Origin of the sequence: Caulobacter sp. DWR3-1-2, from assembly GCF_049896225.1 — a bacterium.
GTDB lineage: Bacteria > Pseudomonadota > Alphaproteobacteria > Caulobacterales > Caulobacteraceae > Caulobacter.
In genome coordinates, this window is record NZ_JAFCTW010000017.1 from 34,257 (window position 1) to 52,043 (window position 17,787).

11 protein-coding genes are annotated in these 17,787 nt (G+C 64.6%); 4 read left to right on the forward strand and 7 right to left on the reverse strand.

Features of this window, described 5'->3' with window-relative positions:
- Positions 1-80: 80 nt before the first annotated feature.
- The 6 genes from ACP696_RS19125 to ACP696_RS19150 form a co-directional block, all read right to left on the reverse strand.
- Positions 81-1,082, reverse strand: a complete 1,002-nt coding sequence (locus ACP696_RS19125) for a glycoside hydrolase family 5 protein (RefSeq protein WP_426044181.1) — start codon at positions 1,080-1,082, stop codon at positions 81-83.
- Positions 1,083-1,173: 91 nt separating this feature from the next.
- A complete protein-coding gene (locus ACP696_RS19130; RefSeq protein ID WP_426014240.1) occupies positions 1,174-1,902 on the reverse strand; it encodes a FadR/GntR family transcriptional regulator in 729 nt (242 codons plus the stop codon).
- A 182-nt stretch (positions 1,903-2,084) separates the two neighbouring features.
- Positions 2,085-3,653 (reverse strand): sodium/sugar symporter, encoded by a 1,569-nt coding sequence (locus tag ACP696_RS19135; protein ID WP_426014110.1) that lies wholly within the window; start codon positions 3,651-3,653, stop codon positions 2,085-2,087.
- Positions 3,654-3,695: 42 nt separating this feature from the next.
- Complete coding sequence (locus ACP696_RS19140) at positions 3,696-4,331, reverse strand: 2-dehydro-3-deoxy-6-phosphogalactonate aldolase (RefSeq protein WP_426014109.1); 636 nt, start codon at positions 4,329-4,331, stop codon at positions 3,696-3,698.
- Positions 4,318-5,259, reverse strand: coding sequence for a 2-dehydro-3-deoxygalactonokinase (locus ACP696_RS19145; protein ID WP_426032063.1), 942 nt, complete (start codon positions 5,257-5,259; stop codon positions 4,318-4,320). The genes ACP696_RS19140 and ACP696_RS19145 overlap by 14 nt, the downstream gene beginning before the upstream one ends.
- 10 nt (positions 5,260-5,269) lie before the next feature.
- Entirely contained in the window at positions 5,270-7,006 is a 1,737-nt protein-coding gene (locus ACP696_RS19150) for an IlvD/Edd family dehydratase (RefSeq protein WP_426032061.1), read from the reverse strand.
- 280 nt (positions 7,007-7,286) lie between these two features.
- On the opposite strand from ACP696_RS19150, the gene ACP696_RS19155 reads away from it, so the two are divergent.
- From ACP696_RS19155 to ACP696_RS19170, 4 genes are all read left to right on the forward strand, one after another.
- Positions 7,287-10,295 (forward strand): TonB-dependent receptor, encoded by a 3,009-nt coding sequence (locus ACP696_RS19155; protein ID WP_426014103.1) that lies wholly within the window; start codon positions 7,287-7,289, stop codon positions 10,293-10,295.
- A gap of 225 nt (positions 10,296-10,520) precedes the next feature.
- Entirely contained in the window at positions 10,521-12,020 is a 1,500-nt protein-coding gene (locus ACP696_RS19160; RefSeq protein ID WP_426014101.1) for a tryptophan halogenase family protein, read from the forward strand.
- A gap of 167 nt (positions 12,021-12,187) precedes the next feature.
- On the forward strand, positions 12,188-13,861 hold the full coding sequence (locus ACP696_RS19165) for a DUF5597 domain-containing protein (RefSeq protein ID WP_426014099.1): 1,674 nt from the start codon (positions 12,188-12,190) through the stop codon (positions 13,859-13,861).
- Positions 13,862-14,028: 167 nt separating this feature from the next.
- Positions 14,029-16,869, forward strand: coding sequence for a TIM-barrel domain-containing protein (locus ACP696_RS19170; RefSeq protein WP_426044182.1), 2,841 nt, complete (start codon positions 14,029-14,031; stop codon positions 16,867-16,869).
- Positions 16,870-16,908: 39 nt separating this feature from the next.
- Here the strand turns inward: ACP696_RS19170 and ACP696_RS19175 are convergent, their stop codons facing one another.
- Complete coding sequence (locus ACP696_RS19175) at positions 16,909-17,574, reverse strand: M23 family metallopeptidase (RefSeq protein ID WP_426014095.1); 666 nt, start codon at positions 17,572-17,574, stop codon at positions 16,909-16,911.
- Positions 17,575-17,787 lie beyond the last annotated feature (213 nt).

Below are 17,787 nucleotides of genomic sequence, written 5' to 3' on the forward strand. Positions count from 1 at the left end.
ATGCCGGGACCCAGATTCATCCAGCGCGGCTCGTGGGTTTCACCTGGGCCCCGGCCTTCGCCGGGGAGACGGGAAGGAGACTACGGAACCAGCGCCCGATGGATCGGCGCCACCCACGCATCCTTCTTGATGTCATAGACTACGAAGTCGCTGTCGAACTGCCAGTAGGCCCAGGCCCAGCCGCGTTTCTCGGCCTGGCGGGCGGCCGCGGCGGTGTAGGCGGCGCGGAAGGTCATGCCGCCCTTGTCATAGGCCCCGAACTCACCCAGCAGGATCGGTCGGTCATTGGCCCTGGACCAGGCCTGGACGCCGTCGAAGTCGGTCTTCATCCGCTGGCGTTCGGCCTTCGTGCCCCAGGTCACCCCGGTCTTGGGCGTGTCGGGATTCCACGACGCGCCCTGGTGGGTGAATTCCATCGGCAGGTAATAATGGACGGTGACGATCAGGTGGCGATCGGCGGCCGGCAGGGACAGTCTGTCCAGATGGCTGATATTGTTCCAGAAAGCCGGACCCACGATGACGTTGCGGGTTGGATTGGTGGCGCGCACAATGGGCAGAAGCTCGGCGATCCAGCTGTTCCACAGGTCGTCGGTCAGGCCCTTGTTGGGCTCGTTCAGCAACTCGAAAACCACACCGTCGGGCGCGTCCTTGTAACGCTCGCCGATCTGCCTCCAGAAGGCCGACAGCTTGGGTCTGCAGGTGGCGGGGTCGTCGCCGCAATCGCCGAAATTGTGCTCGTCGAGGATCACCGTCAGCTTCTGGTCCAGCGCGGCCGCGACCACGGCGTCGAGGGTCTTCAGCCAGGCCGGGTCAAGCTGGTTGTCGGCGTCCATGTGCGAGAAGGCATGCAGGTTGATGCGCACCGCATCGAAGCCGCCGTTCTTGATGACCTTGAAATGGCGATCGACCTGGAAGCGGGCCGTGGCCGGGTCCTTCCATAGCGGGTCATAGCCCAGCACGTTGACACCGCGGGTCATGGCCTTGACCTGATCGCGCGGCGTGATTTCGCCGGCGGCCGCCGGCACGACGGCCAGGGCCGATAACAGGGCGCAGGCGGTCAAGGTTTTCAAAACGGAGAGCATGGCGTTTCCTCGCGGGCCCGCGCTTAGAGGCGGGCTCTTTATGACAACGCTGTCACTATTCACCCAAACGGGTCGGGGCGCAACCGCCCGTTCAGGCGTCGCGGCGGGCGGCTTCGGATTCAGTGCCGGGCGAGGCGGCGCGGATCAGTTCCAGCACGTCGACGATGATGATCTGCATGGCGCTCTGGGCGGCAACCGCGTCGCGGGCGATGATCGCGGTGGCCACATCCTCGTGCGACGGGATCGAAGCGGTGCGGCCCTTGATGCGGTTGGTGAAGCGGATCGAGATCCGCAGGGCGGTGTTCACCAGCTCATAAAGGTCGCGATAGAACGGGTTCTTGGTGGCGTTGAGGATTGCCACGTGAAAGGCGATGTCGGCCGACAGCGGATCGTCCTCGCCCTCGGCGGCGGCCTTCATCCGTTCCAGCGCCTTGCGGATACCATCCAGCCCCGCCTTGTCGGCGTTGCGGGCGGCCAAGGCGGCGGCGGCGGGCTCGATGCCCAGCCGCATCTCGGTGAACTCGGCCAGCAGGCGAAGGCTGAACTTGCGTTCCAGCAGCCAGCGCAGGACGTCGGGATCCAGCAGGTTCCACTCGTTCTCTGGCTCGACCACCGTGCCGTGGCGAGGGCGGGCGCTGAGCAGGCCCTTGGCGGTCAGCATCTTGACCGCCTCGCGGGTAACCGTGCGGCTGGCTCCGAACTGCTTGGACAACTCGCCCTCGGTCGGGAAGCCGATCTCGACATATTCGCCGGTGACGATCGATTGGCCCAGCGCTTCGACGAGGCCATAGGTCAGGCTCAGGCCCGGCTGCGTACGGATCGCCAAGTTCACTTTCCCCTCAAACCCCTCTCGAAGCACGAATCTTCGAAAGGTCTGACCTTGTGTAGCGTGCTTCGTCGGCGCCCGGAACAACCATATCTGACGACGCCCCGTCACGGCGAACCGTGACGGGGTTTGAGGTTCAGGCTTGAGCGATCATTGCTACAGCGACGTCCGCATGATCACCACCAGATGGCGTAGAGCGCGATCAGGATCAGGATCACGCCGAGGCCGGCGATGTTGAAGCCGGTGGTGGTCTTGTAGCTGACCCCCTCCAGGCTCACGATATTGACGGCCTTCTTTTGTGGCGCGACCAGTGAGACGACGATCGCCGCGGCCAGGGTCAACAGGAACACCAGGCCGACGCGGTTCATGAACGGGATCACGAACACGCCCATCTTGTCGGCGACGAAGAAGGCGCCTGACAGGGCCGCACCGCCGATTGCGGCCACCAGGGCCGAAGCGGTGGTGGCGCGCTTCCAGAACAGGCCCAGCATGAAGATCACCACGATGCCCGGGGTGAAGAAGCCGGTGAAATCCTGGATGAACTGGAAGGCCTGCTCGGCCTTGCCCAGCAGCGGCTTGGCCATGATGATGCCGATGATCACAGCGATGACGGCGGTGATGCGGCCGACGGTGACGAGGTGGCCTTCGCTTGAGCCGGTCTTGACCTTGGCGTAGATGTCCAAGGTGAAGATGGTGGCGATCGAGTTGATCTTGGCGGCCAGCGACGCGACGATCGCGGCCACGAGGGCGGCGAACACCAGGCCCAGCACGCCGGGCGGCAGCAGCTTCATCATCTCGGGATAGGCCTGGTCGGGCTTGGCCAGGCCGGGCACCAGGATCAAGGCCGCGATGCCCGGCAGCACGACGATCACCGGCATCAACAGCTTGAGATAGGCCGCCAAGGCAATGCCCTTCTGGGCTTCGGCGATGTTCTTGGCGCCGAGGGCGCGCTGGATGATGTATTGGTTGAAGCCCCAGTACGAGACGTTCATCACCCACAGGCCGCCGAACAGCACGCTGAGGCCCGGCAGGTCCTTGTAGTGCGGGTTGTCCTTCGAAAGGATCATGTCGAACTTTTCGGGGAATTGGGTCGTCAGATGGTTGAAGCCGGCGACGACGCCCTGGCCCGCGCCGATCTTGTCGAGCGACAGGTAGACGATGATCAGGCCGCCGGTGATCAGCAGGGCCACCTGGACGATATCGGTCAGGGCCACGGCCTTCAGGCCGCCCCACAGCTGATAGGCCAGGGCGAAGACGCCGATGATCACCAAGGCGAGCATCTGGTCGATGCCGGCCACGGTGTGGATGGCGATTGAGCCCAGCCACAGGATCGAGGTCAGGTTCACGAAGACGTAGAGGATCAGCCAGAACACCGCCATCACGTTGCGGACGCTGGGTCCGTACCGCTGTTCCAGGAACTGCGGCATGGTGCTGATGTTGTTCTTCAGGAAGATCGGCAGAAAGAATTTGCCGACGATCAGCAGGGTCAGGGCCGCCATCCACTCGTAGGAGGCGATGGCCAGGCCCAGGGCGTAGCCCGAGCCGCTCATCCCGATGATCTGCTCGGCCGAGATGTTGGCGGCGATCAGCGACGCGCCGATGGCCCACCAAGGCAAGGCCTTGCCCGCCAGGAAGTAGTCGGTGGAGTCCTTCTTGTGGCCGCCCTTGTCGCGGGAAACCCACTGGGCCAGGCCGAAGATGGCGACGGCGTAGATCGCCAGGATGACGAAATCGATGGTTTTCACTGAGGTCCCCCCTAGGGCCGTATTCTCGTTTTGGCGTTGCGCTTAGCTCGGGAACTCGGCGGTCCAGGCGGCGACCAGGGCCTTGGCCCTCTGGCTGACGTCCTGGGCCGAGTAGCCCGGTCGATAGAGTTCGCCGCCGACGCCGATGCCCGACACGCCAGCCTCGATCCAGGGTTTCAGATTGGCCGCGCCGACGCCGCCGACGGCGTAGACGCTGACGTCCTTGGGCAGCACGTCGCGCACCGCCTTGATGTGGCCCGGGCCGAAGGTGCCGGCCGGGAACAGTTTCAGCGAGCGCGCGCCGGCCTTGACGGCGGCGAAGGCTTCGCTGGGCGTGGCGAAGCCGGGCATCACGGTCAGGCCCAGGCCGACGGCATGGCGGATGACGGCAGGGTCGGTGTTGGGCGTGACAATCAGCTTGCCACCGACGCCGGCAACCTGATCGACGACGTCAGGCGACAGCACGGTGCCCGCGCCGCACAGCGCCTGGTCGCCGAAGGCGGCGCATAGCTTGCCGATGCTGACCAGCGGATCGGGCGAGTTCATCGGCACTTCGATCGCGCCGATCCCGGCCTCGACCAGGGCGGCGGCGACGTCGAGAATCTCCTCGGGCTTGACGCCGCGAAGGATCGCGACGATCGGCGGGGTCTTGGCGTCGGGCGAGCTAGGCAAGGACATGAACTCCACTGTTCTGGGCTGACGACAACGTTGTCAATCCGGCCAGGACAGCCGAGTCGCCATCCACGGATACGCTGGCGCCGCCATGGGCGGTGATGGCTTCGGCATAGAGGACGCTCAGGGCCGGGTCTCCGATCAACGACACCTGGCCCAATTTCCCAAACCAGCTTGAGGTGGTTGCGGTATCAGCGCCTATCAACAGGCCCGACAGGAAGCCCATGGCCTCGTCCTTGGCCAGGCCGTCGAGAAGTTGTCGGCTGCGGGTCTCGAAAATCAGATGGGGCAGGGCGCCAGGACCGTGTTCGACGATCCGGGCCACGCCTCGCGTGAAACCGGCGGCCAGGCCCTCGGCCGATTCGGCGTCGCCAGGCGCCGCCTTGGCCAGGATCGAGTGTTCCCGTAGCAAGGCGTAAATCTCGCCGACCGGCGCCGTGAGGAACGATGTGATCGCCCCGTCGTCGACCACGACCCATTTGGTGTGGGTGCCGGGCAGGGCCAGCAGGTGACGACCCTTGGCGAGGTCGGCGTTCAGGGCCAGGGCGCCGAGGATCTGGGTCTCCTCGCCGCGCATCACATCCGGTCCGCCCAGGGCGTTGCGGCACGACAGGCCTGGCACGATGGCGACAGGCAGGCCGTCCGCGTCGATCTGGATCAGGCGATCGCGGATGTCTGCGGCGCTGGCCGGGCAGGCGGCGTAGGGCGCCTCGACCCAGCCGTTGCGCGAGCCGACCATGCCGCACAGCAGGGCCTGGGAGGGGCCGGCTTCGCGCCAGTCGCCCACCAGCTCGAGGAAAGTCTCGCACGGCGACTTGGACAGGGACCCGATGCCCGGCCCATCTCGCCGATCGAGCACCATCTTGCCCTGCCGCAGGAAGAGCCGCAGGCGCGAGGTGCCCCAGTCGCCAAAGATCGTGACCGAGCTGTCCATGGGGTTCATCTCAATGCGACTCGCGGGTGACGACCGACCCACTAGATCCCACGAGGAAGTCGAGATCCGCGCCTTTGTCGGCGCCTAGCACGTGGTCGATGTACAGCTTGGCGTAGCCGCGCGTCGCCTTGGGTGGTGGCGGATTGGCGCGCCACACCACCAGGCGCGCGGCCATATCCTCGTCGGAGATCAGCAGGTTCAGTGACCGAGCGGGGCCATCAAGCTGGATCTCGTCCCCAGTCCGGACGACCGCCAGCGGGCCGCCGGCCTCGGCCTCGGGCGAGACATGCAGAATGACGGTGCCAAAGGCTGTGCCGCTCATCCGGGCGTCGCTGATGCGCACCATGTCCTTTACGCCCTGTTCCAGCAGCTTGGTCGGCAGCGGCATGTTGCCCACTTCGGGCATGCCCGGATAGCCCTTGGGCCCGCAGCCCTTGAGCACCAGGATCGAGCTGGCGTCGACATCTAGGGCCGGATCGTCGATGCGGGCCTTGAAGTCCTCGATGGTCTCGAACACCACGGCCTTGCCGCGATGGGTGAGCAGTTCGGGGCTGGCCGCGCTGGGCTTCATCACCGCCCCGCCGGGGGCCAGGTTGCCGCGCAGCACCCAGATGCCGCTGTCGGGCTTCACCGGGTTCTCGACGCCGCGAATGACCTCGCCATTATAGACCTCGGCCTTTTCGTACTGAGCGCCGATCGGCGCGCCGGTCACGGTCAGGGCGGTGGGGTCCAGGAGCGGTTGGAGTTGCTTCATCACCGCCGGCACCCCGCCGGCATAGTGCAGGTCTTCCATCAGGAAGCGGCCCGAGGGCTGCAGGTCGACCAGCAGCGGCACGTCGCGCGACAGATGATCGAAGTCCTCCAGGCTCAGTTCGACACCCAACCGACCCGCCAGGGCCAGCAGATGGATGACCGCATTGGTCGAGCCGCCGATCGCCGCGTGGACGCGCAGAGCGTTCTCGAACGCGGCGCGCGTGCAGACCTGAGACATGGTCCGCCCGTCATGCACCATGCGGACGATGGCCCGGCCGGTCTCGTGCGACATCGCCGCGCGGCGGGCGTCGACGGCCGGAATGGTCGCGTTGTACGGCAGGCTCATGCCCATGGCCTCGACGATCGAGGCCATGGTCGAGGCGGTGCCCATGGTCATGCAGGTGCCAGGCGAGCGGCTCATGCCGCTCTCGGCCGACATGAAGTCCGGCAGGGTCATCTCGCCGGCCCGGACGGCCTCGGAGAACTTCCAGACGTCGGTGCCCGAGCCGATGTCCTTGCCGCGGAACTTGCCGTTCAGCATCGGACCCGAGCTGATCACGATGGTCGGCAGATCGACGCTGGCCGCGCCCATCATCTGGCCCGGCGTGGTCTTGTCGCAGCCGCCCAGCAGCACGACGCCGTCGATGGGATTGCCGCGGATCGACTCCTCGACATCCATGGCCAGCAGGTTGCGAAACAGCATGGCGGTCGGCCGCATCTGGGTCTCGCCCAGCGACATGGCCGGAAACTCCAGCGGCAGGCCGCCAGCCTCCCAGACGCCACGCTTCACATGCTCGGCGATGTCGCGCAGGCCCGCGTTGCAAGGCGTGATTTCGGACCAGGTATTGCAGATGCCGATCACTGGCCGGCCGTCGAACACATCGTCCGGAAGGCCCTGGCTCTTCATCCAGCTGCGATGGATGAAACCGTCGCGATCCAGCTTTCCATAGCTGGCGCTGCTGCGGAAGCGACCGCTTCCGTTTCCTTGACTCATGTTCTTCCCTGACGCCCCCGGGCAACGATAAGCGCCCGATCCTCGTCATTTATAGTATAATAACGATGGTGGCAAACTCCCCTGTTTCAGGAGGGATTTGGCGGGCGTGGCGCTAAAGTCGCGTCTTTCAATGCAAAATGATAGCGCTATCAATTCCCGCTTGAAAGTATCACTTATATGACTAAAGGTCCTCTCCAGATCGTGTGATCGCCGAGCGCGACGCACGTCACTGGCGCCTTAAGAGCGCCAGGACGGATCTCTCTGGGGGAAGGAAACGGGAATGCCACGTCGCAATCTGTCTCATCGCAATCTGATGCTCATGGGCGCTTCAGCGCTTGTGCTCTGCGCCGCCGCGCCAGTCGTGGCGTTCGCTCAAACCGCCCCGGCGACCACCGACACGGTCGAGGAAGTCGTCGTCACCGGCCAGCGGGCGGCCCTGCAATCGGCTCAGAAGCTGAAGCAGAACGCCGACGAGGTGGTCGATTCCATTGTCGCCGACGATATTGGCAAGCTGCCCGACCGGTCGGTCACCGAGGCGCTGCAACGCGTCGTCGGCGTCACCATCGACCACACGATGTCGCGCGGCGATCCCGAGCACTATTCGGTCGAGGGCAGCGGTGTGAACATTCGCGGCCTGACCTATGTGCGCTCAGAACTGAACGGTCGCGACAGCTTCACCGCCAACGGCGGCCGTAGCCTGAGCTTCGAGGACGTCCCGCCCGAGTTGATGGCCGGCGTCGATATCTACAAGAACCCCTCGGCCGAGCAGATCGAAGGCGCCGTCGGCGGCCTGGTCAACCTGCGCACCCAGATGCCGTTCGACCAGAAGGGTTTCAAGGCTTCGGTCTCGGCCCAGGGCAGCTATGGTGAACTGACCAAGGGCAAGGCGACCCCGTCGGGCTCGATCCTGCTCAGCGACCGCTGGGACACCAATATCGGCGAATTCGGCGCCCTGGTCGATCTGGCCTATTCAGAAAGCAAGACGCGGACCGACGGCATCCAGGTCGAGCCCTACTACCAGCGCGCCTATGATGGCACGACCCTGCTGGTGAACCCGACCGCGACCCAGTTTGCGGCGGCGCAGAAGGTCTGGATCCCGAAGGGCGTCAACTGGCGCACGCTGGAGTTCGATCGCAAGCGCTTCGGCGCCTACGGCGCCCTGCAATGGCGGCCGACCGACAAAATCGAGATGTCGCTCACCTACTTCCGCAGCCAGTACAAGATGGACTGGAGCGAGTACGCGATCTTCTCGCAGGCCAATGTCTGGAACATCCAGGGCTCGAACCTGAAGTTCAACGATAGAGGAGTGCTGCAGTCGGGGACGCTCACGGATCCGACCGACAAAGGCATTAATTTCAACGACGACGTCCGGGCCGCCAACCGCAAGTCGGTGACCGCCGACACGGCCTACAAGATCAAGTGGGAAGCCACCGACCGCCTGACCATTACCTCGGACCTGCAATATGTCCGCGCCACGACCGACGGCTTTGACTCCACCGTGGCGACTGGCTTGCTCGTGCCGTCGGAACAGATCGACCTGACGGGCAAGGTCCCGACGGTGACGGCCAACGCCGCCTATCTGGCCGACAAGAACAACTATTACTGGGGGTTCACGATGGACCACCAGGACAAGAGCCTGGCCCACGAATGGGCCTGGCGAACCGACGCCGACTACCGTTTCGACAGCAGCATCTTCCGTTCGCTACGGGTCGGCGCGCGCTTCAGCGACCGGGACTCCCTCAACGACCAGGCGCCCTACAACTGGTCGGCCGTCAGCCAGCCCTGGCAGGTCGGGTGGAACATTTCGGGGCTGGCCAAGCTGAGCGATCCGCGCTTCCAGGCGGCGACCACGCTGCACAGCTTCAGCAACTTCTTCAACGGCCAGGCTGACACGCCGGCCGCGGTGATTTTCCCGGACGCCTCGCTGGCTCTCGGTTTCCCGGCAAGCTACGTGGCGCTTCACAAGTATCATGACATCCTGTGCGCCGAGCAGGTGGCGGCCCAGGGTTGGGGCTCATGCGACGTCTGGGCGCCCAGTTCCTTTGGCAACGACGCCTACCGCAACAGCCAGGACGAAAAGTCCTATGCGGTCTACAGCCAGCTGCGGTTCGGTTTCGATGACTTGAAGTATCCGATCGACGGCAATGTCGGTATCCGGGCGGTCAAGACGGTGCTGCACGCGCGCGGGGTGATCGCCCTGGCGGCGTCGAACATCGGCCAGAACACCTCGCCGACGCCGGTTCCGGTCTTCACGGCCAGCACGGTAAAGCAGGCCTTCCAGAACGACTACACCGACTACCTGCCCAGCCTGAACCTTCGGATGAAGGTTACGCCAGAGTTCCAGGTCCGCCTGGCCATGGCCAAGGCGATCGCCCGGCCCGACTTCAGCCAGCTCCAGGCCTACACCAGCTTGTCGCCGACCTATGTGACCTCGGGAACGGTCATCACCGGCACCAGCCTCACCGGCACGGCCAGCGGCAACCCCTACCTGACCCCGACCAAGTCGGATCAGTATGACCTGTCGGCCGAATGGTACTTCGCGCCAGCCGGTTCGCTGACCTTCGCGGCGTTCTACAAGCATCTGTCGGACGTGGTGATCAACCAGGTCTCGACGATCCAGGCCAAGGACACCACGGGCACAGTCTACAACTTCACCACCACGTCGCCAGTCAACGGCGCGCGCGGTCTAGCGCGCGGATTCGAGGTGGCCTACCAGCAGTATTTCGACTTCCTGCCGGGCTTGCTTTCGGGCTTCGGCGTGCAGGCCAACTACACCTATGTCGACAGCCGTCAGCACCTCTACACTCCGGTCAACTCGGCGCTGTGCACCGATAGCAGCGGCGGCGCGACCAATCTCAACCTGAACCTCAACGGCTGCGACACTGATGGTCGGACCTTCGGCAACCTGCCTTTGGCCAACCTGTCGAAGAATAGCTACAACTTGGCGCTTCTCTACGACAAGGGTCCGGTCTCGGCGCGCCTGGCCTACAATTGGCGGTCCAAGTACCTGCAGGCTGTCAACGTCAATGGCACGCAAGGCACCGATGGCGGCGCAAACGGCCAGAGCCAGAGCATCGCCTGGGGCCTGCCGACCTGGGCCGACGACTACGGTCAGCTGGACGGTTCGATCTTCTACAAGATCAATGAGAAGGTCACGATCGGCCTGGAAGCTCAGAACCTGACGGACTCGGTTTACAAGCAACTGATGCAACAGCACGTCGGCACGATGGGCCGGGCCTGGTTCGCCAGCGGCCCGCGCTACACCGCGCAGATCCGCGCGACGTTCTAGAAATGACGTGATCCACACGGACCCGCGCTCCACCGAGCGCGGGTTTCGTGCTGTCTAGAGCATTTCCCGACCTGACTGCGTCAGGCCGTGAGCTCTAATCGTTTGTTTTGACGCATTTTTCTTCACGCGAACCGGAACCACTTCGCTCGAAAAATGCTCTAGCGACCGGGTCAGGCGCGCGTAGTGGCGCCGGCCCGAACCTGAGCGTCCTGGGAGGGAACAGAGGTGTCCGACAAGGCCATCCGCAAGATCGTCATCGTCGGCGGCGGGACCGCCGGCTGGATGGCCGCCGCTCCGCTCGCCAAGATGCTGGGCGGGCGGTGCGAGATCGAATTAATCGAGTCCGAGGAAATCGGCACGGTGGGGGTCGGCGAGGCCACCCTGCCCACCATTCGCTTCTACAATCGCGCCCTGGAGCTGGACGGGGTCGATTTCATTCGCAAGACCCAGGCGACCTTCAAGCTCGGCATCGAGTTCCGCGACTGGGGCCGCGTGGGGTCCAAGTTCTTCCATGGTTTTGGCGATTACGGTCCGCGGATCGAGAACCGTTCGCCACACCATCACTGGCTAAGACTGCGGGCCCTGGGCGACATGACGCCGATTGACGCCTGCTCGGTGTCGGCCAGCGCGGCGGCCGTCGACCGGTTCACGCCGCCGGTGGGAGACGCGCCGTCGGTATTCAACGCCTATTCCTACGCCTTCCACTTCGACGCCTCGCTCTATGCCCGCTACCTGCGCGACTATGCCGAGACGCGGGGGGTAAAGCGCACAGAGGGCAAGATCGTCGATGTGAAGCTGCGCGGGGAGGACGGCTTCATTGAGCGCCTGGTGCTGGCCAATGGGACCGAGGTCGAGGGCGATCTCTTCCTGGACTGTTCAGGCTTTCGCGGGCTGCTGATCGAGCAGGCGCTGAAGACCGGCTACGAGGACTGGTCGCGCTGGCTGCCCTGCAACAGCGCTTGGGCCGTGCCCTGCGAAAGCGTCGCACCATTGACGCCTTATACGCGTTCGACGGCCCGCTCGGCGGGCTGGCAATGGCGCATCCCGCTGCAGCACCGGATCGGCAACGGCCATGTGTTCTGCGACGGCTTCATCGAGCGCGACGAGGCCGCCCGCGTTTTGATGGCCAATCTGGACGGCAAGCCCCTGGACGACCCGCGTCCGCTGCGCTTCACCACGGGGCGCCGGCGCAGGGCCTGGAACCGCAACTGCATTGCCCTTGGCTTGGCCGGCGGCTTCCTGGAACCGCTCGAATCAACCAGTATCCAGCTGATCGAAAACGGCGTGGGTCGGCTGATCGAGCTGTTCCCCGACCGCGACTTCGACCCCAGCCTGGCTGACGAATATAATCGCCGGATGGACACTCAATTCGAGAGCGTCCGCGACTTCCTCATCTTGCACTACAAGGCCACCACTCGCGACGATTCCGAGTTCTGGCGCTATTGCCGCGACATGCCGATTCCTGATCGCCTGGCTCATCAGATCGAGCTGTTCCGGAGTAGCGGCCGCGTGTCGATCCACGATCCGGAGTCGTTCTCCGAACCCAGCTGGATCGCCATGTATCTGGGGCTGGGGGTCGAGCCTCGATCGCACGATCCGATGGTCGATCTGATCGACGAGGGAGCCTTGCGCGGCCATTTCGAGCGTATCCGAGGCTTGGTCCGCCAGACGGTGGACGCCATGCCAAGCCAGTCGGACTTCATCGCGCGCAACTGCCAGGCTTGATGACGCCCGGAGGCCTCATCAGCTTGATGAGAGCGGCACTGGATGAAGGCGCATATCGCCTTGCAAAGCTGGCAGCCTCGGCTATTTGTCGTATTATACATATGGTAGCGGTAACGAGCTGTCGCGGCGATCTTCGTGCGACGACGGCCAATAGGGGAGGGGACAGAATGCGACCCCACAGGACCATCGCGAACAAGGCCAAGATCCCGTTCGGTCCAGCCCTTTCGCACGCCCTCGTATCGCTTATCGCGCTGGCAGCCGCGAGCGCCGCTCCAGCGATTGCGGCCGAGGCCTCGATCCCCAAATTTGTCGCCAAGGATGGTCGTCACGCCCTGCTGGTGGATGGCGCGCCGTTCCTGATGCTGGGCCTGCAAGTCAACAACTCCAGCAACTACCCTTCGCAGTTGCCCAAGGTCTGGCCGGCCGCCAAGGCGATGCATGTCAACACCCTGGAAGTGCCGATCGCCTGGGAGCAGATCGAGCCGGTCGAGGGGCGGTTCGACTTCTCGTTCGTCGACGTGCTGCTCAGGCAGGCCCGCGACAACGACGTGAAGCTGGTCCTGCTGTGGTTCGGGACGTGGAAGAATAATGGTCCAAGTTACGCCCCCGAATGGGTCAAGCTGGACAACAACCGCTTTCCGCGGGTGATCACCGCCAAGGGCGAGACCCGCAACTCGCTGTCGCCGCACTTCCCCGCCACGCTGGAGGCCGACAAGAAGGCCTTTGTGCAGTTGATGCGCCATTTGAAGGCCGCCGATCCGGATCACACGGTGATCCTGATCCAGCCAGAGAACGAGACCGGCGCCTACAGCGCCGTGCGCGACTATTCCCCTACCGCCCAAAAGTTGTTCGCGGGTCCTGTGCCGGCCCAGCTGGTCAAGGCCATGGGCAAGACGCCTGGAACCTGGAGCCAGGTGTTCGGCAAGGACGCCGACGAATATTTCTACGCCTGGTCGATCGGCCGCTACGTCAATGAGATCGCCGCCGCCGGCAAGCGCGAGCTGCCGCTGCCGATGTATGTCAACGCCGCCCTGCGCGACCCATTCAAGTATCAGGACCCCTACACCTACTCGTCGGGCGGGCCGACCTGGAATGTGCTCGAGGTCTGGAAGGCGGCGGCCCCGTCGATCGACGCCATTGCGCCGGACATCTACATGCGGGAGAGCGACAATGTTCGCAAAACGCTGGAGCAGTACGACCGCCCCGACAATCCGCTGTTCGTCGCAGAGATCGGCAGCGACAAGGGCTATGCGCGCCACCTCTATGACGTGCTGGGCCGCCACGGGATCGGCTTCTCGCCATTTGGCCTGGATCAGACCGGCTATTCCAACTACCCGCTGGGCGCCAAGACGGTGGACGCCCAGGCGCTGGAGAATTTCGCGGTCCACTACCGCCTGTTGGCCCCTATGGCGCGCGAATGGGCCAGGCTGGCCTATGAGGGCAATGTCTGGGGCGCTGGCGAGGCCGACGACCGCAAGGCCGAGACCCTGAAATTGGGCGACCGCTGGACGGCGACGCTGTCCTACGGCGAATGGCAGTTCGGCTCGATCGACCAGCCCTGGATGGGCAAGGCCGAAAAGCAGCCCGGTCGCGAGGTGCCCGACGGCGGCGCCCTGATCGCTCAGCTGTCGCCCAACGAATTTCTGATCACCGGCTATCGCGCTCGCGTCAGCTTCGGTTCGGTCAAGGGCGAACGGTTCCTGATGGCGCGGGTCGAGGAAGGCCATTTCGAGGACGGCCAGTGGGTCTTCGATCGCCTGTGGAATGGCGACCAGACCGACTACGGCCTCAACCTGACCACCACGCCGCAGGTGCTGAAGGTTAAGCTGGCCACGTACTAGATCGAACCTTCATCCATCCCGAACCCGTTTTCCCGGCGAAAGCCGGGACCCAGATTCATCCGAAGCCTCTTGCGGGTTTCACCTGGGCCCCGGCCTTCGCCGGGGAGACGGAAATAGGGCTGGCGCCGATAACAACACCCAATGATGGGGAAGAGAACCCGATGCGCATGCATGTGAGATCCACCGGCCTCGTCGCCGGCTTGACCCTGGCCCTGATGGCCTCGACCAGCGCCTTCGCCCTGGACGGGGCTTTCGAGAAGACCGCTGACGGCGTGATCGTCACCCCCGCCTCGGGACCCGCCAAGAAGGTCCGGCTGCAGGTGATGGGCGAGCGCGTGATCCACGTCACCGCCACGCCCACCGACAGCCTGGATATGCCGGCCAGCCTGATGGTCACCGCCAAGCCCGGCGGCGCCTTCACGGTCAGCGAGGCTGGCGGCAAGGTCGTGGTCAAGGCCGGCAAGGCGAGCGCCGAGGTGTCGCTGGCCGACGGGGCGGTCAGCTTCCGCGACGAGGCCGGCAAGCTGGTGCTCAGCGAGAACGGCCGCCGGTCGTTCAAGTCCGAGACCATCGACGGCAAGACCTTCTACGGCGTTAGCCAACAGTTCAATCCGGATACGGACGAGGCCTTCTACGGCCTGGGCCAGCACCAGAACGGCCAGATGAACTATAACGGCCAGGACGTCGAACTGGCCCAGTACAACCGCGACATCGCGGTGCCCTTCGTGTTGTCGACCCGCAACTACGGCCTGCTGTGGGAAAACAACGGCATCACCCGGTTTGGCGACCCGACGCCCTACGACCTGGCCTCACGCGACCTGAAGCTCTTCGACGCGGACGGCAAGGCGGGCGGCTTCACCGCCAAATACTATGTCGGCGACGCGCTGAAGTTCACCCGCGTGGAGGCCGACATCAACTACCGCTATCTGAAGGACCTGCCCAACTGGCCGGCCGAACTGACCGGTCCGGACAAGAAGCCGCTGAAGGGCGCGCGGGTGGTCTGGGAAGGCTCGGTCGAGGCCCCGGTCGCCGGCGTCCAGAAGTTCAAGCTCTATTCCAGCAGCTACGCCAAGGTCTATGTCGACGGAAAGCTGACGATCGACCGCTGGCGCCAGAACTGGAACCCCTGGTTCCACAACTTCACCTCCAGCATGACGCCCGGGACTCAGCACAAGATCCGCGTCGAGTGGGAGCCCAACGACGGCTACATCGCCCTGCTGCACAATAATCCGATCCCGGCCGCCGATCAGAAGTCACTGACCTTCACCTCCGACGTCGCCCACGCCATCGACTACTACTATGTCGGCGGGACCGACCTGGACCAGGTGATCGGCGGCTATCGCGGCCTGACCGGCGACGCGGTGATGATGCCACGCTGGGCCTATGGCCTGTGGCAGAGCCGCCAGCGCTACGAGACCGCCGACCAACTGCTGGGCGTGGTCAAGGAATACCGGTCCCGCAAGCTGCCGCTCGACAACATCGTCGAGGACTGGCGCTACTGGAAGGACGACAGCTGGGGCAGCCACAAGTTCGACGAGACCCGCTTCCCCGATCCCAAGGCGATGATCGACGAGGTCCACGACCTCAATGCTCACTTCATGATCTCGATCTGGGCCAAGTTCTATCCGACCACGGATCACTATAAGGAGTTCGACGCCAAGGGCTTGATGTACAAGCGCAACATCGAGCAAGGCGCGCTCGACTGGGTGGGACCGGGCTATCTGAACTCGTTCTACGACCCCTATTCCAAGGAGGCGCGCGACATCTACTGGCGTCAGGTCAAGGACAGCCTGAAGGTCTATGGCGTCGACGCCTGGTGGATGGACAGCGACGAGCCGGACATGCACTCCAATCTCGACATTCCCGAGCGCACCCTGCGCATGGGGCCGACGGCCATGGGTCCTGGGGCGGAGTTCTTCAACTCGTTCCCGCTGATCCACACCAGCGGCGTGTTCGAGGGCGAGCATGAACTGAACCCCGACAAGCGCAGCTTCATCCTGTCGCGCTCGGGCTTCGGCGGCATCCAGCGCAACGGCGTGGCCCTGTGGAGCGGCGACGTGGTCGCCCGCTGGGACGACTTCAAGGACCAGATCTCGGCGGGCGTGAACCTGTCGATGTCGGGCATCCCCAATTGGACCACCGACATCGGCGGCTTCTCGGTCGAGGATCGCTACACCAACAAGGACCCCGCCCACTGGGCCGAATGGCAGGAGCTGAACCTGCGCTGGTTCCAGTTCGGGGCCTTCAGCCCGCTGTTCCGCAGCCACGGCGAATTCCCGTTCCGCGAGATCTACAACCTCGCCGACGAGGGCACGGACGTCTACAAGAGCCTGGCCTGGTACGACGAGCTTCGCTACCGGCTGATGCCCTATGTCTACACCCTGGCGGCCGACACCTACCACCACGATGGCAGCATGATGCGCGGCCTGGTGATGGATTTCCCGGCCGACAAGACGGCGCGCGACATCAATGACGAGTATCTGTTCGGCAAGGCGTTCCTGGTCGCCCCGGTCACCGAGTTCAAGGCCCGTTCGCGCCAGGTCTACCTGCCGGCCGGCGCGTCGTGGTTCGACTTCGAGACCGGCAAGGCCTTCAAGGGCGGCCAGACGATCAAGGCCGACGCGCCGCTCAACCGCATGCCGCTGTTCGTGAAGGCCGGCTCGATCGTGCCGACCACCGTCGTGCAACAGTACGTGGGCGAGCAGCCCGACGCCCCGCTGACCGTGGTGGTCTATACCGGCGCCGACGGGACCTATGAGCTCTACGAGGACGACGGCCTCAGCAACGGCTATGAGCGCGGGGCCTTTAGCCGCATCCCGATGCGCTACGACAACGCGTCGGGCCGCCTGACGATCGGCGCGCGGGCGGGGACGTTCAAGGGCATGCTCGCCAACCGCATGATCAAGGTCCGCTTCATCGGCGGCGGCGGCGAGCCGGTCGACTTCGACACGGTGGACGCGACGGTCGCCTATGCCGGCCAGGCCGTGATGGTGACTCGGAAGAAGTAGAACAAGTCCTCCCCCACGGGGCCCCACGGGGGGAGGACTTTAGGCCTCGGTCACCAGCTTGCGCACGATCAGCGCCGTGGCGTTCACCCGCTCGCCGCCCGGCTGCATGACCTCCAGGTGCACATGGTCGGTGATCCCCGGATAATGCTTCTGCAGGCTCTGGTCGTGGCCGATGATCTGGCCCAGGCGCACCGTCTCGCCGACCTCGACGCCTGGCGTCACATAGAAGGCGCGGGCCACATAGCCCAAGGCGGGATTAGTGATCTCGACGAACTTCAGGTCACTGAAGCCGGCATAGGCATAGCCGATCTTGGTGACATAGCCCGAGATCGGCGCCTTCACGGCCTGGCCCGCGACCGCCACATAGTCGACGCCCTCGTGATCGCGCGAGCCGCCGTCGCGGCGGGCTCCGAAATTGCCGTCGCCGAACTCGTCGTGCCCCCGGGGCGCCGCGCCGGTCGGGTTGGCGAAGTCGGGCGCGCCGTCACCGTCGATGTCGGCCCCGCTCCAGACCAGTTCCTTGCGCACAGGGAGTGGGGGCTTGGCGGCCAACTGGGCTAGCAGGCGCTCGACCGCCGGAGCCTGAGCGCGCGGGGCGACATGAGGATTTTCCATTGCCGCCACGACCATGGGCGCGAAGACCAGGGCCAGTCCCAACGCGGCGCGCGCCAGGGGGGCAAGGGTCTTCACGGTCGCTGCGTGCATCTCATCGCCTCTCAGTGTAGTCGGGGGTGCGTCGGTCACTCGGGGGTTAACGGCCAGATAAGGCGAAGACGTGGCCGACCAAGTGCGACGGCTTGTCGCGTCCTTGGTCCGATCTACTCGAGCTTTGCTATGTAAGCCTACCGGATATTAGGCAATCCGCGATTGGGCGGGCGAGTTATTCTCGGACAGGTTCAGAAAAACTGCAGTCTCGAT

Coding starts and splice junctions, on each gene's coding strand:
- ACP696_RS19125 (WP_426044181.1), bottom strand. CDS start 1,082: ATGCTCTCCGTTTTGAAAACCTTGACCGCCTGCGCCCTGTTATCGGCC.
- ACP696_RS19140 (WP_426014109.1), bottom strand. CDS start 4,331: ATGTCCTTGCCTAGCTCGCCCGACGCCAAGACCCCGCCGATCGTCGCG.
- ACP696_RS19150 (WP_426032061.1), bottom strand. CDS start 7,006: ATGAGTCAAGGAAACGGAAGCGGTCGCTTCCGCAGCAGCGCCAGCTAT.
- ACP696_RS19145 (WP_426032063.1), bottom strand. CDS start 5,259: ATGGACAGCTCGGTCACGATCTTTGGCGACTGGGGCACCTCGCGCCTG.
- ACP696_RS19155 (WP_426014103.1), top strand. CDS start 7,287: ATGCCACGTCGCAATCTGTCTCATCGCAATCTGATGCTCATGGGCGCT.
- ACP696_RS19175 (WP_426014095.1), bottom strand. CDS start 17,574: ATGCACGCAGCGACCGTGAAGACCCTTGCCCCCCTGGCGCGCGCCGCG.
- ACP696_RS19165 (WP_426014099.1), top strand. CDS start 12,188: ATGCGACCCCACAGGACCATCGCGAACAAGGCCAAGATCCCGTTCGGT.
- ACP696_RS19170 (WP_426044182.1), top strand. CDS start 14,029: ATGCATGTGAGATCCACCGGCCTCGTCGCCGGCTTGACCCTGGCCCTG.